Genomic DNA, 14,328 nt, shown 5'->3' with positions numbered 1-14,328 from the left:
TTGCCGTACCAGCGGTACATCAGCTTGCGGCTGGCTTTGAGGAAGCTCTTCTCCGGCGGGTGCTCGACCGTGTTGATCGCGGCATCCGGCACGTAGAAGGTGTCGTAGCCCAGGCGCATGAGGCTGAACCAGCTGGACTTGTCGTCACCGGTGAGGAACTTGAAGCGGCCCAGGCGCCAGTGCATCAGCGAGTCGCTTTCGACGTCGGCGATGAACTCGGGGTTGGTCACCACGCTTGCGCGGAACATCGACATGCGCCCGGTCATGGTCAGCACGCGCTTGGACAGGGCCATCGAGCACATGTTGATGTGGCGCTGGGCGAAGCGCAGCTTGTGCCACTCGCTCATGATGTAGCCGCCGCGCACTTCGCAGAACTCGTTGGTGGTCAGGCCGCCAACGTTGGGGAACAGCTTGAACCACGGCACGGTCTTGCGCACCACGCCTTCGCCGAGCACGGTGTCGCCGTCGATGACCGCGACCACGGCGTTTTCGTCCGGCAGCATCCGCGAAATCGCGCGGAAGCCATAGGCCAGGCCGTCGCGCTTGCCGGTACCGGCAATGCGCACGATGTCGAGTTTGACGTGTGCAGGCGGGTTGTAGCGGGCCCACAGGCTCTTCACCAGCAGTTCATCGGACATTTCCACCAGCGAGCAGACCACGGTGGTGGGATAGCCGCATTCGATCGCCTCGCGGATCACCGAGCTGTACACCTGGGCGGTGGTCAGCGCTTCGATACGGAAGCTGGTGACCATCAGGTACACGTGCGACGGTGCGGCGGCATCGCCCATCTTTTGCACCTTGCGGCGCAGGTACGGGTAGACGCCGTAGAGGAAGATCATGCCGCGGATGAAATGGGTGGCGCCCATGGAATAGCGCCAGATGCCGACTGCGCCGACCAGGAAGATGAAGTGCTTCGACTGCGAGTCGAAGATATCGGCTGGCAGGGCGAGGGCGATCAGCATGAGCAGGCTCATGTAGAGCAGCCACCCGGCGCACTGCAACAGCACTGTCTGGAGCCTTTGCATGTTCAGCATCCGTCGAGAATTCGGGAAAGGGTGGGCAGCGATGGTGGGGAGGCCACCGCTGCCCGGTCGGGCATTACCAGCAAATGCCTTCGGTACGGCTGGTGGTGCAGGTCGGCTTGCTCATGAAACCAACCAGGTCGATCACCTGCTTGCCTGCCGGCGCTTGCTCGGCAAGGGCGCGGAACTGCTCGTCACGGTTGCCCAGGACGATGATGTCGGCGTTGTCGATGACCTTCTGGAAGTCGGCGTTGAGCAGCGACGAGACGTGCGGGATCTTCGACTCGATGTACTCTTTGTTTGCCCCGTGGACGCGGGCGTACTCGACGTTCTCGTCGTAGATGTCCAGCTGGTAGCCCTTGCCGATCAGGCGTTCGGCCAGTTCCACCAGTGGGCTCTCGCGCAGGTCATCGGTGCCGGCCTTGAAGCTCAGGCCGAGCAGGGCGACCTTGCGCTTGTCGTGGGCTTCGATCAGCTCGAAGGCGTTTTGTACCTGCGATTCGTTGCTGCGCATCAGCGAGTCAAGCAGCGGTGCACGTACATCGAGAGATGCCGCGCGGTAGGTGAGGGCACGTACGTCCTTCGGCAGGCACGAACCCCCGAAGGCGAAACCTGGGCGCATGTAGTACTGCGACAGGTTCAGCACCTTGTCTTGGCAGACCACGTCCATCACGTCACGGCCATCGACGCCGACCGCCTTGGCGATGTTGCCGATCTCGTTGGCGAAGGTGACCTTGGTGGCGTGCCACACGTTGCAGGTGTACTTGATCATCTCGGCCACTTCGATCGGCTTGCGGATGACCGGAGCGTCAAGCTCCTCGTACAGGGCCTGCAGCACGTCGCCGCTGGCCTTGTCCAGCTCGCCGATGACGGTCATTGGCGGCTGGTCGTAGTCCTTGATCGCGGTGCTTTCGCGGAGGAACTCCGGGTTCACGGCCACGCCGAAGTCGATGCCGGCTTTTTTGCCCGAGCAGTCTTCGAGAATCGGGATCACCACGTTCTTCACGGTGCCCGGCAGCACGGTGCTGCGCACCACGATGGTGTGGCGGCGGTCGCTGTCGCGCAGGACATAGCCGATTTCGCGGCACACCGACTCGATGTATTCCAGGCCCAGGTCGCCGTTTTTCTTGCTCGGGGTGCCGACGCAGATCATCGACACGTCGCTGGCGCGGATGGCCTCGGCGAAGTCGGTGGTGCCACGCAGGCGGCCGTTGGCGATGCCTTGTTGCAGCAGTGCTTCCAGGCCAGGTTCGACGATGGGCGACTTGCCCTGATTGATCAGGTCGATCTTGGTCTTGGACACGTCCACACCAATCACGTCATGGCCTCGCGCCGTCAGGCAGCCTGCACAGACCGCACCCACATAACCCAAACCAAAGATGCTGATACGCATCGCTATCACCTCATGTGTTATCACGCCAGCTCCTCCGGGAAGAGCCGGACTGGGTTGATTAACAACAGTTTTCAGGCGCACGGATCCATGGACGAAAGCTCACTTCGCCGAGCGCAGGCATGAATAAGTCCGTCGCGCACAAAGTTGTGCACTATAAGTTGGCAGTAATAAGCCGATCTTTAAAAGGCGTGCCCTGTCATGCAGCCGTCTTTATTGCAAAGCGCTACTTGGCGCCATGCTGTGCTTGTTCTTTCAAGTGGATAAATCCTTTGAAATCAACCACTAGGACGATTTTGGAAGGGCGCGTTACTCCTTGTTGGGCAGTGCCTGCGGGGTTTCCCGTTGCCACTGCCAGATTATCGAAGCGGGTAGTGATACCTGCCGGTTGTCATCTGTAAGTCATCTCTCACACCCAACGGGCAGGAAATTCGTTACGGCACTATGAGCGAAAGGTCGTACTGGAAGTTCCTGAGGTGACTCCGCCTCGATGAAAGATTTCTAAATAATTTTTCAGTGGCAAATACTTTCAAACTGATAGCACGCCACAGTTTCACCCCCGTATATAAAGGGTGGGCCTGAGGGAGAGTATTGTTATGCCATCATGAAAAAATATTTTTCAAAATTCGTCAAAAAACTACGAACGGTCTTATGGCGTTTGGCGATAACTGGGTGGGCGTTGGTTTTTTGGCGCCGGGATAATGACTTAATGGCACTTTGAAGCTTGCCCCATTGCAGGGCGGGAGAGATGTATCTGAGCCGCTGGCCTCTTCGCGGGCAAGCCCGCTCCCACAGGTACTGCACAAGATTAAAGGGAGTTGCGGTACCTGTGGGAGCGGGCGAGCCCGCGAAGAGGCCGGAACAGGCTTACTCGGCAGCGTGGTCGCGCAGGAACACCAGGTGATCTGGCTTGGACTGCTCGGCACTGTAGTAGTAACCCTGCGTATCGAACTGCTTGAGCTGCTCCGGGTCATTGACCCGCTCCTGGATCACGAAGCGGCTCATCATGCCGCGGGCTTTCTTGGCGTAGAAGCTGATGATCTTGTACTGGCCGTTCTTCAGGTCCTTGAAATCGACGTTGATCACCCGGGCCTTCAGCGCGCTGCGTTTCACCGCGCTGAAGTACTCGTTGCTGGCCAGGTTCAGCAGCAGGTCGTCGCCCTGGTCGGCCAGCGCCTGGTTCAGCCATTCACTGATGCGCGTGCCCCAGAAGGCATACAGATCCTTGCCGCGGGCGTTGGCCAGCTTGGTGCCCATTTCCAGTCGGTAAGGCTGCATCAGGTCGAGTGGGCGCAGCAGGCCGTACAGGCCGGAGAGCATGCGCAAGTGCTCCTGGGCGTAGCTAAAGTCGTCCTCGCCGAGGGTTTCGGCATCCAGGCCGGTGTACACGTCACCTTTGAAAGCCAGCAGCGCCTGCTTGGCGTTGGCGGGTGTGAAGTCCGGGGTCCAGCTGCCGAAGCGCGCGGCATTGAGGCCGGCGAGCTTGTCGGAGAGGTGCATCAACTCGCTGATCTGCGCTGGCGACAGTTCGCGCAATTGCAGGATCAGTGCCTGGGAATCATCCAGGTATTGCGGCAAGGTGAACCGCTCGGTCACCGGCGCGGTGTCGTAATCGAGGGTCTTGGCGGGGGAAATCACCGTCAGCATCGGGTCGGCTCCTGGAATCGTGAGGGTGAATTCTACGGTTCGCGGTCGGTAACGCCAAACTATGGCGACAATAGTCACAGACCATCGCCAAAGCAGGCGTTATAGTGCGCGTTTTGGCTGTCACGGAGAGACCGATCGTGCGCATTGCCGGGGCCTTGCTGGCCACCCTGTTGAGCCTGGCCGTCCAGGCCGCCCCCCTGCCGTCGGCCAGCCTTGACCGTAGCCAGTGGCCCGAACAGCTGGACAGCCCGGTGCTGTTCGACGTCGCTTCGCGGGCCGAGATCCTGTCGTTTGCCCAGGTGCTGCACGAAAGCGAGCTGCTCGATGATGGCGCGCTGGCTGCGCGGTTGGGTTTGCGGCAGATCAACCTGCAGAAAATTCGCGCAGTGCGCGCGCAGATGTGGCAGCGATTGTGGCAGGGTTACCAGCAGGCTCAGCGCAGCTGCGAGCAGGATGCCTCATTCTGCTACCTGCTCGAGTCCATGGTCGATTTGCGCACCAAAGCAGCGACATTCGCGGCCGATGTCGGCACGTTCTACACAGGTTGGGTCGAACCCAGTCATCAATTCCATGTTCGTTATCTGGATGAGCAACTGCGCAAGGCCGCGTTGCTGCCGCTGACCAGCAGCGAGGTCGAGCGGCTGTCCAGTCGCGAGCGCAACGGCGATGAACTGAACGACCGCATGTTCCTGCTGACTTTCGTCGGCGGACCGGGGCCTGATGGTGGAAGCACCGATGCGCTCACCGAATACCTGCGCAAGCAGAAACTGCAGGGCACCTTCTTTGTATTGGGCAATCGCCTGCAGCAGCGGCGCGATACAGGTGCGGCCAATGCGTTGAGCCAGCTTTACGCCGGCCAATGCGTGGGTATTCAAGGTTGGGAATATCGCTCTCACGCCCAGTGGCAGGGCTGGCAGGATTCGATAAGGCGTGCCCAGGCTCAAGTCCAGGCCGACCTGCCGGCGCAATACGTACCGTTGTTCCGCCCACCCTACGGCCAGCGCCGGGCCGATGGTGAAGCGTTCATGGCCAGCCACCAGTTGCGGGTATCGCTATGGGATATCGATGCCCAGGACGATGGCCCGCTGGCCGCAGAAGCCTCTGCACAGCGCGTGATGACCTTGATGCTGCTATGGCGCAAGGGGGTAATCCAGTTCCATGACAGCCTGCCCAAGGCTCAGCCGGCAGTGGAATGGTTGCTGCGCAACACCGTTCAAAGCGGCATCGGTTGGGAGGACTGCCGCGATTACGCTTATCGCGAATAAAGGGTATGACTTCTGACTGTAGTCCCGTCCGGCTTTGCCGCCAAGCGCTCTTCGTCATTCGGAAAAATAAACTTCAAAATCTCGTAAAAATGCTTTTTCCGGTCATGGCTTTTGCGGTATGAAGAAACCAGACAGCCGATTCCTGCAGCACAGGTGGCGTCATCCACCCCCACCTTGCCAGGTACGCTTCCCGCCCGTAGCAACGCGGATACGGGGAGAACGGCAGTCACTCTGCGGCGCACTACAGAGCGTGCCGTGTGGCTTCGACATAAGGTGACCGAGTATGGATGACCAAGGACGCAACCCTTCCTCCAGCAAGCCAATCCTCTATGTGCTCGATACCAACGTCCTGATTCACGACCCCAACGCGTTACTCAACTTCGAGGAGCATCACGTCGCCATTCCGATGACGGTGCTGGAGGAACTCGACAAGCTCAAGACCGGTAAACAGACCATCGCCGCCGAATGCCGCCAGGCTATCCGTCTGATCGACCAGCTTCTCGGTGACGCTTCGCCCAGCGATGTCGAGCAGGGCGTGCCGATCCAGCGTGGCAAGAGCGGACCCAAGGGTTACCTGTCGATCCTGATGAGCCCGCGCAACGAACCTAGCAAACTGCTGCCGGAAAACCTCAACGACAACATCATCATCAATACCCTGTTCGAAGTCCGTAGCCGGCGCACCGATCTGGATGTGGTGCTGGTCACCAAAGACATCAACATGCGCCTGAAGGCGCGCGCCTGCGGGATCGCGGCCGAGGACTACAGCACCGACCAGCTGGTTGACGACGTGTCCTTGCTGTCCAAGGGCTATCACTCAGTCACAGGTTCCTTCTGGGATCGCGTCAGCAAGGTCGATACCCGCCAGGAGCGTGGTCGCACCTGGCATCGGGTGCAGATGATCGACAACCTGCCAGCGGTGCACATCAACGAGTTCATCATCGACGAGCAAGGTTTTGTCGGCTGGGTAAAAGGCATCCGCAACGACGAGCTGCTATTGCTCGACCTGCACCAGGAGCCCTTGCTGCACCAGGAGGCCTGGGGCCTGAAACCGCGGGACATTCATCAGAGCCTGGCGCTATTCGCTTTGCTCGACCCGGATATCCACCTGGTCAACCTGACCGGCGCTGCCGGCTCTGGCAAGACCATCCTGGCCCTGGCCGCGGCCATCGAGCAGACCATGGTCAGCAAGCGCTACCGGCGCATTATCGCCACCCGCAGCGTACAGGGGCTGGACCAGGAGATCGGCTTCCTGCCGGGGACCGAGGCGGAGAAGATGGAGCCTTGGCTCGGCGCCATCACCGATAACCTCGAAGCCTTGCACATGGACGATGAAAGCACCCATGGCAGCGTCGAATACATCCTCGAGCGCGTGCCGCTGCAGTTCAAGTCGCTGAACTACATCCGTGGGCGCAGCTTCCAGCAGAGCCTGATCCTGATCGACGAGTGTCAGAACCTCACGCCGCACCAGATGAAAACCATCATCACTCGGGCCGGTTCCGGCTCCAAGGTAGTGTGCCTGGGCAACCTGGCGCAGATTGACACCCCTTACCTGTCCGCGACCAGCTCGGGCCTGACCTACCTGACCGAGCGCTTCAAAGACTTCCCCCATGGTGTGCACATTACCCTGCAGGGTGTGCCACGCTCGGTGCTGGCCGAGTACGCCGAATCGCATCTGTAACCGGGTGCAGCCGGGCGGTACGCCGCCCGGTTTTTTCCTCTGCGCAAACCTGACCCACGGGTTTACACTCTCTGTTCCCTCCACAGGAGCAGAGCAGTGCTGACTCATCTTGATTCCCAGGGGCGCGCCAACATGGTCGACGTCACTGAAAAGGCCGTGACCGAGCGCGAGGCGGTGGCCGAAGCGCGGGTGCGCATGTTGCCGCAGACCTTGCAGATGATCGTCGATGGCGAGCATCCCAAGGGCGATGTGTTCGCCGTGGCACGAATTGCCGGCATTCAAGCGGCGAAGAAAACCAGTGACCTGATCCCGCTGTGCCACCCGCTGATGCTGACCAGCGTCAAGGTCGAGCTGAGGGCCGACGGCGAAGAGGCGGTGCATATCGTCGCCCGCTGCAAGCTGGCCGGGCAGACCGGCGTGGAGATGGAAGCACTGACCGCCGCCAGCGTCGCTGCGCTGACGATCTACGACATGTGCAAGGCGGTGGACAAGGGCATGGTCATCGAGCAGGTGCGCCTGCTGGAAAAGGTCGGTGGCAAGAGCGGCCACTACAAGGTGGAGGCGTAATGAAGGTCAAGGTGATGTACTTCGCCCGTTACCGTGAGCTGCTGGGCGTCGATGCCGAGCGCCTGGACGGCGAGTTCAAGGTTGTCGACGATGTGCGCCAGGCCTTGGTGGTCAAGGGCGGGCAGTACGCGGTGCTGGCCGAGCAGAACCTGATGAGTGCGCGCAACGAAGAGCTGTGCAAACTCGACGAGCCGCTGGAGGAAGGCGATGAAGTGGCGTTCTTCCCGCCGGTGACCGGAGGCTGAACATGGCAGTGCGAGTGCAACACGGAGCGTTCGACCCGGGGGCCGAGGTCAATGCCATGCATGCGGCCAATGTCGGCGTCGGTGCCGTGGTCGGTTTCGTAGGCTATGTGCGCGATTTCAACGACGGTCGGGAGGTGGCGGGGATGTTCCTCGAGCACTACCCGGGCATGACCGAGAAGGCCCTGGCCAAGATTGTGGTCGAGGCCGAGCAGCGCTGGCCGTTGCTCAAGGTCGAAGTGCTGCACCGCATCGGTGCGCTGGAGCCGGGCGAACCGATCGTCTTTGTCGGCGTGGCCAGTGCTCATCGGCAGGCGGCGTTCGATGCCTGCAACTTCATCATGGACTACCTGAAGACCCGGGCGCCGTTCTGGAAGAAGGAAAATACCCAGGACGGGCCTAGGTGGGTGGAAGGCAAGCAGAGTGACCAGGATGCTGCTGGACGCTGGTAGAACCTTCGTTTGATGGCCGGGGCTTTGCCCCGGTTCGCGGGGCAAGCCCGCTCCTACAGGGGGAATGACATTCATGTAGGAGCGGGCTTGTCCCGCGAAAAGGCCGGTGCAGGTCAGTGGTGCTTGCGCGGCACCGGCTTGAGCAGCTCATCCGGCGGCATTTCGCACTTGATCTTGCGCCCCAGCAGTTCTTCGATCGCCGGCAGCTGGTAAGAGTCATCCTCACCGGCAAAGCTGATCGACACACCGCTGGTACCGGCACGGCCCGTACGGCCGATGCGGTGCACGTAATCGTCCGGGTCTTCCGGCAGGGTAAAGTTGATCACGTGGCTGATGCCGTCGATGTGAATCCCACGCCCGGCCACGTCTGTGGCCACCAGCACGGTAATGCGCCCTTCGCGGAAGTTTTCCAGTGTGCGGATACGCTTGTGCTGCGGCACGTCCCCCGACAACTGCGCGGCATTGATGCCGTCGCGCACGAGTTTTTCCTCGATGCGGCGCACTTCGTCCTTGCGGTTGGCGAATACCATCACCCGTTCCCACTTGTTCTGGGTCACCAGGTTGTACAGCAGCTTGTACTTGTCGCTGCCGGCCACCGCATACACGTGTTGCTCGACCGTTTCGCTGGCGACGTTCTCCGGTTCGATCTCGACGATCGCCGGGTTGGTGGTCCACTGCTTGGCCAGGTTCATCACGTCTTCGGTGAAGGTGGCAGAGAACAGCAGGGTCTGGCGTTCGCTCTTCGGTGGGGTCTGGCGGATGATCTGCCGAACCTGGGGGATGAAGCCCATGTCGAGCATGCGGTCAGCTTCGTCCAGCACCATCACCTCGACCATGTCCAGATGCACTTCGCCGCGCTGGTTGAAGTCCAGCAGACGGCCCGGGGTGGCTACCAGGATGTCGCAGTGGCGGGCTTCCAGGGCCTTGAGCTGCTTGTCGAAGTCCATGCCGCCGACAAAGCTCATCACGTTCAGACCGGTGTACTTGGTCAGCGCGACGGCGTCCTTGGCGATCTGCACCACCAGCTCGCGGGTCGGCGCGATGATCAGCGCGCGCGGCTCGCCCATGTAGCGCTCTTTCGGCGGCGGTGTCTGCTGCAGCTGGGAAATGATCGAAATCAGGAACGCAGCGGTCTTGCCGGTACCGGTCTGGGCGCGACCGATGGCGTCCTGGCCAGCCAGGGTGTAACCCAGTACCTGCGCCTGGATCGGCGTGCAGTAAGGGAAACCGAGGTCGTGGATAGCGTGCATTACCTCGTTGGAGAGCTTGAAGTCGTGGAAGCGGGTCTTGCCTTCCTGCGGCTCGACCACGAAGTCTTCCGGCTTCCACAGGCTCGCCTGCGGCTTTGGCTTGCGTTCGCGGCGTGGTTTGTCCTTGGCCGGCTTGTCGGCGGGCGCCGGGGCATCGGCGGGTGCTTGGGCCATAGCGGCGGCCTTGGCGGCGGGCTTGGCGCGCGGTGCGGCCGGTTTTGGCTCGGGCCGGGCCTCTGCAGTGGGGGCGGGCGCTGCAGGCGCCACGCTGGCAGCGGGAGCGACGGCCTGTGGCGCGGCGTCTCCTTTGCCGAATATTTTCTTGAGTGCCTTGAGCACGATCGTCTCATCAACTGGTTAAGGAATGTACGCCGGGCAGTGTAATGCAAGATTCGGGCGCGGCGTAGCGGAAAACCCCCACAACTACAAATGGGGTTGGCTTATTGCAATTGCTTGCTCAGCCAGTCGTGGATATCACTCAGCTCCTCGACCACCACTTCGTGTTCCATCGGGTATTCGTGCCAGCGTGCGGCAACGCCCCAGGTATTGAGGTATTCGAACGCGGTACGGCCCATGGACGGAATCACTACCGGGTCGTGCACGCCATGCAGGCACAGGGCTGGGGTGCGCTGTTGGCAAGCGCTCAGCTGGTGGCTGTCGTTGAAGGTCGGGGCGTAGGTGGAGAGGGCGATTACCCCGCCCAGCGCTTCTTGCCACTTTATATAGGCTGTGTGCAGCACCACCGCGCCGCCTTGGGAGAAGCCGGCGAGGAAGATCCGCGACAAGTTGATGCCCTTGGCCTGCTCGGCCTTGATCAGGCCGATGATCTGTTCGGCCGACGCTTCAAGCTGCGCTTCGTCGATGGCGCGGGCTGGGGTCATGGCCTTGATGTCGTACCAGCTGGGCATGGCGTAGCCGCCATTGATGGTCACTGGGCGGGTTGGCGCCTGGGGCATGACGAAGCGGGTACTGAGCAGGCGTTCCTGCATGAATTCGGCGACCGGTAGGAAGTCGTAACGGTCGGCACCCAAGCCGTGCAACCAGATCACACAGGCATCTGCGGTTTTCTGGGGTTCGATAATCAGCGGGTTGGTCATGACTGCTCCGAAAGAGTGCGGGTCTTGTTATCGCACGCCTGAAAAGAAGGCGCTGAAAATGATTGTCAGTAAAAGAATGTCGCAACGATACAACTTTTCCTACTTGACGAATGCTTAATCGCTACAGCCAAACGATGTGGTACGCGCTTTGCTATTCAACCTTGGATGCGAAGGGCAAAACCCGACGGTAACACCCCTCGCACGCGAAGGCTGTCACAGAACAGCCCATTGCGCCAATTGACCCAATAACAAGCCAACAAGGGTCGGATGCGCCTCAAAAGGGTGCGGTGCAATTCCGGCTCGTACAACAAGAGCGATTTGGAGGTTGTGAATGAAGATGTTGAAAACCACCCTGGCAGTCCTGACCGCTGCCGCCGCACTGGGCGCCGTGAGCACCGCCCAGGCCGGCGCCACCCTCGATGCGGTAAAGAAGAAGGGCTTCGTCCAGTGTGGCGTGAGCGACGGTCTTCCAGGCTTCTCGGTACCTGATGCGCAAGGCAAGATCGTCGGTATCGACGCCGATGTCTGCCGCGCTGTGGCCGCCGCCGTGTTCGGCGACGCGACCAAGGTCAAGTTCAGCCAGCTCAACGCCAAGGAACGCTTCACTGCGCTGCAGTCGGGCGAAGTCGACGTGCTGTCGCGCAACACCACCTGGACCAGCTCGCGCGATGCCGGCATGGGCCTGGTGTTCGCCGGCGTCACCTACTATGACGGCGTCGGCTTCCTGGTCAACAAGAAGCTCGGCGTTTCCAGCGCCAAGGCGCTCGATGGCGCGACCATCTGCATCCAGGCCGGCACCACCACCGAACTGAACGTGTCGGATTTCTTCCGCGCCAATGGCCTGAAGTACACCCCGATCACCTTCGACACCTCCGACGAAAGCGCCAAGTCGTTGGAGTCCGGCCGTTGCGACGTGCTGACCTCGGACAAGTCGCAGCTGTTCGCCCAGCGCTCCAAGCTGGCCGCGCCGACCGACTATGTGGTGCTGCCGGAGACCATCTCCAAAGAGCCACTCGGCCCGGTGGTGCGTAAGGGCGACGAGGAGTGGTTCAGCATCGTCAAGTGGACCTTGTTTGCCATGCTCAACGCCGAAGAGGCGGGCATCACCTCGAAGAACGTCGAGGCCGAGGCCAAGTCCACCAAGAACCCTGATGTTGCCCGCCTGCTGGGGGCTGATGGTGAGTACGGCAAGGACCTCAAGCTGCCCAAAGACTGGGTAGTACAGATCGTCAAGCAAGTCGGCAACTACGGCGAAGTGTTCGAGAAGAACCTGGGCCAGAGCACCGACCTGAAGATCGACCGTGGCATGAACGCCCTGTGGAACAACGGCGGCATCCAGTACGCGCCACCTGTGCGCTGATGGCTGCACCCTGCGGCGGCATCCCGCCGCCGCAGGTTGTTCGAATCCCTTTTTTTCGGGGCACTTCATGCAAAATCAAATTGGCGCACCCAAGGGGCTTTCCCTGAATGACCCGCGTGTGCGCGCCTGGCTGTTCCAGATTCTCACGATTGCCTTCGTGGTGGGCCTGGGCTGGTACCTGTTCCACAACACCCAGACCAACCTGCAACACCGGGGCATCACCTCGGGTTTCGACTTTCTCGAGCGTAGCGCCGGCTTCGGCATCGCCCAGCACCTGATTCCCTATGTGGAGTCCGACAGCTATGCGCGGGTGTTCGTCATCGGCCTGCTCAATACCCTGCTGGTGACCTTCATCGGTGTGATCCTGGCGACCGTTCTCGGCTTCATCATCGGTGTCGCGCGGCTGTCGCCGAACTGGATGATCAGCAAGCTGGCGACCGTGTATGTAGAGACCTTCCGCAACATTCCGCCACTGCTGCAGATCCTGTTCTGGTATTTCGCGGTGTTCCTGACCCTGCCGGGTCCAAGGGGCAGCATCAACATCGACGACACCTTCTTCATCAGTAACCGTGGCCTGAACATGCCCGGTGCCTCGATGGCCGACGGCTTCTGGCCGTTCGTCGCCGCCCTGGTGCTGGCGCTGGTGGCGATTGGGGTGATGGTGCGCTACGCCAACAAGCGCTTCGACACGACCGGCGAGCCGTTCCACAAATTCTGGGTGGGGCTGGCGCTGCTGATCGTCATTCCAGGCGCCTGCGCGCTGCTGTTCGGCAGCCCGGTGCACTGGGAAGTGCCGCAGCTCAAGGGCTTCAACTTCGTCGGCGGCTGGGTGTTGATCCCCGAACTGTTGGCGCTGACGCTGGCCTTGACCATCTACACCGCGGCCTTCATTGCCGAAATCGTGCGCTCCGGCATCCGTTCGGTGAGCCACGGCCAGACCGAAGCGGCCCACTCGCTTGGCCTGCGTGACGGCCCGACCCTGCGCAAGGTGATCATCCCCCAGGCACTGCGGGTGATCATTCCGCCGCTGACCAGCCAGTACCTGAACTTGGCGAAGAACTCATCGCTGGCGGCCGGTATCGGTTATCCGGAGATGGTCTCGCTGTTCGCCGGTACTGTACTCAACCAGACCGGTCAGGCCATCGAGGTGATCGCCATCACCATGAGTGTCTATCTCGCCATCAGCATCAGTATTTCGCTGCTGATGAACTGGTACAACAAGCGCATCGCGCTGATCGAGCGGTGAGGATACGCCCGTGAATGCCCATGTTTTCAAACCCGACATGCCGCCACCGGTGAAAACCGTCGGCGTGCTCGCATGGATGCGTGCAAACCTGTTCTCCAGCTGGCTCAACACCCTGCTGACCCTGTTCGCCGTGTACCTGGTATGGCTGATCGTGCCACCGCTGGTGCAATGGGCGTTGATCGACGCCAACTGGGTGGGTACCACCCGCGCCGACTGCACCAAGCAAGGCGCTTGCTGGGTGTTCGTGCAGCAGCGCTTCGGCCAGTTCATGTACGGCTACTACCCGGTCGAGCTGCGCTGGCGCGTGGACCTGACCGTGTGGCTGGCCGTGCTCGGCGCGGCGCCGTTGTTCATCAGGCAATTCCCACGCAAGGCCGTATATGGCCTGGGCTTCCTGGTGCTGTACCCAATCATTGCCTACACCTTGCTGCACGGCGGTGTGCTGGGCTTGAGCAACGTTGCCACCAGCCAGTGGGGCGGGCTGATGCTGACCCTGGTGATTGCCACCGTGGGCATCGTCGGCGCCTTGCCGCTGGGCATTCTGCTGGCCCTGGGGCGGCGCTCGAAAATGCCGGCGGTGAAGGTGGTCTGCGTCACCTTCATCGAGTTCTGGCGTGGCGTGCCGCTGATCACCGTGTTGTTCATGTCATCGGTGATGCTGCCGTTGTTCCTGCCTGAGGGCATGAGCTTCGACAAGCTGCTGCGGGCGATGATTGGGGTGATCCTGTTCCAGTCGGCGTACGTCGCCGAGGTGGTGCGCGGTGGCCTGCAGGCTATCCCCAAGGGCCAGTACGAAGCTGCCGCGGCCATGGGCCTGGGCTACTGGCGCGCGATGGGCCTGGTGATTCTGCCGCAAGCGCTCAAGCTGGTGATCCCCGGCATCGTCAACACCTTCATCGCCCTGTTCAAGGACACCAGCCTGGTGATCATCATCGGCCTGTTCGACCTGCTCAACAGCGTCAAGCAAGCTGCTGCTGACCCGGCCTGGCTGGGCATGGCCACCGAGGGCTATGTGTTTGCCGCCCTGGTGTTCTGGATTTTCTGTTTCGGTATGTCCCGCTACTCCATGCACCTGGAGCGCAAGCTGGACACTGGCCACAAGCGTTAGGAGT

At 61.2% G+C, this 14,328-nt stretch carries 13 protein-coding genes; 8 read left to right on the top strand and 5 right to left on the bottom strand.

The genetic code is table 11. The features are described 5' to 3' along the window. From APH28_RS08990 to yaaA, 3 genes are all read right to left on the bottom strand, one after another. The coding region (locus tag APH28_RS08990; RefSeq protein WP_060508597.1) for a glycosyltransferase family 2 protein at positions 1-1,025 on the bottom strand (1,025 nt) is incomplete at its 3' end. A gap of 73 nt (positions 1,026-1,098) precedes the next feature. Continuing rightward, the gene (locus APH28_RS08985) at positions 1,099-2,415 is read right to left on the bottom strand and encodes a nucleotide sugar dehydrogenase (protein WP_060508593.1); all 1,317 of its coding nucleotides are present in this window, start codon (positions 2,413-2,415) and stop codon (positions 1,099-1,101) included. Positions 2,416-3,279: 864 nt separating this feature from the next. Next, positions 3,280-4,059, bottom strand: coding sequence for a peroxide stress protein YaaA (yaaA, locus tag APH28_RS08980; RefSeq protein WP_060508592.1), 780 nt, complete (start codon positions 4,057-4,059; stop codon positions 3,280-3,282). Between the two features lie 137 nt (positions 4,060-4,196). Between yaaA and APH28_RS08975 the strand changes: the two genes are divergently transcribed. From APH28_RS08975 to moaE, 5 genes are all read left to right on the top strand, one after another. Next, positions 4,197-5,324: a polysaccharide deacetylase family protein gene (locus tag APH28_RS08975; RefSeq protein ID WP_060508591.1), complete on the top strand. Its 1,128-nt coding sequence runs from the start codon at positions 4,197-4,199 to the stop codon at positions 5,322-5,324. Between the two features lie 283 nt (positions 5,325-5,607). Beyond that, the gene (locus APH28_RS08970) at positions 5,608-7,002 is read left to right on the top strand and encodes a PhoH family protein (RefSeq protein WP_060508590.1); all 1,395 of its coding nucleotides are present in this window, start codon (positions 5,608-5,610) and stop codon (positions 7,000-7,002) included. A gap of 96 nt (positions 7,003-7,098) precedes the next feature. Continuing rightward, positions 7,099-7,569: a cyclic pyranopterin monophosphate synthase MoaC gene (gene moaC, locus APH28_RS08965; RefSeq protein WP_060508589.1), complete on the top strand. Its 471-nt coding sequence runs from the start codon at positions 7,099-7,101 to the stop codon at positions 7,567-7,569. Beyond that, positions 7,569-7,814 (top strand): molybdopterin converting factor subunit 1, encoded by a 246-nt coding sequence (gene moaD, locus APH28_RS08960; RefSeq protein ID WP_060508588.1) that lies wholly within the window; start codon positions 7,569-7,571, stop codon positions 7,812-7,814. Before moaC ends, moaD begins: the two co-directional genes overlap by 1 nt. Before the next feature lie 2 nt (positions 7,815-7,816). Continuing rightward, positions 7,817-8,263, top strand: coding sequence for a molybdopterin synthase catalytic subunit MoaE (moaE, locus tag APH28_RS08955; protein WP_060508587.1), 447 nt, complete (start codon positions 7,817-7,819; stop codon positions 8,261-8,263). Between the two features lie 113 nt (positions 8,264-8,376). Here moaE and rhlB read toward each other — a convergent pair whose 3' ends face one another. Both rhlB and APH28_RS08945 read right to left on the bottom strand, forming a co-directional pair. Beyond that, positions 8,377-9,852, bottom strand: a complete 1,476-nt coding sequence (rhlB, locus tag APH28_RS08950) for an ATP-dependent RNA helicase RhlB (protein WP_060508586.1) — start codon at positions 9,850-9,852, stop codon at positions 8,377-8,379. A 101-nt stretch (positions 9,853-9,953) separates the two neighbouring features. Next, entirely contained in the window at positions 9,954-10,610 is a 657-nt protein-coding gene (locus tag APH28_RS08945; RefSeq protein ID WP_060508585.1) for an alpha/beta hydrolase, read from the bottom strand. 331 nt (positions 10,611-10,941) lie between these two features. Between APH28_RS08945 and APH28_RS08940 the strand changes: the two genes are divergently transcribed. From APH28_RS08940 to APH28_RS08930, 3 genes are all read left to right on the top strand, one after another. Further along, the gene (locus APH28_RS08940; RefSeq protein WP_060508584.1) at positions 10,942-11,970 is read left to right on the top strand and encodes an amino acid ABC transporter substrate-binding protein; all 1,029 of its coding nucleotides are present in this window, start codon (positions 10,942-10,944) and stop codon (positions 11,968-11,970) included. Positions 11,971-12,037: 67 nt separating this feature from the next. Next, entirely contained in the window at positions 12,038-13,216 is a 1,179-nt protein-coding gene (locus APH28_RS08935; protein WP_060508583.1) for an amino acid ABC transporter permease, read from the top strand. A gap of 10 nt (positions 13,217-13,226) precedes the next feature. Continuing rightward, on the top strand, positions 13,227-14,324 hold the full coding sequence (locus APH28_RS08930) for an amino acid ABC transporter permease (RefSeq protein WP_060508582.1): 1,098 nt from the start codon (positions 13,227-13,229) through the stop codon (positions 14,322-14,324). The last annotated feature ends 4 nt before the right edge of the window (positions 14,325-14,328 follow it).

It is taken from the genome of Pseudomonas sp. NBRC 111124 (genome assembly GCF_001320245.1).
Taxonomy (GTDB): Bacteria; Pseudomonadota; Gammaproteobacteria; order Pseudomonadales; family Pseudomonadaceae; genus Aquipseudomonas.
Note: the sequence above shows the minus strand (reverse complement) of the source record. Positions and strands in the feature narration are given on the sequence as shown.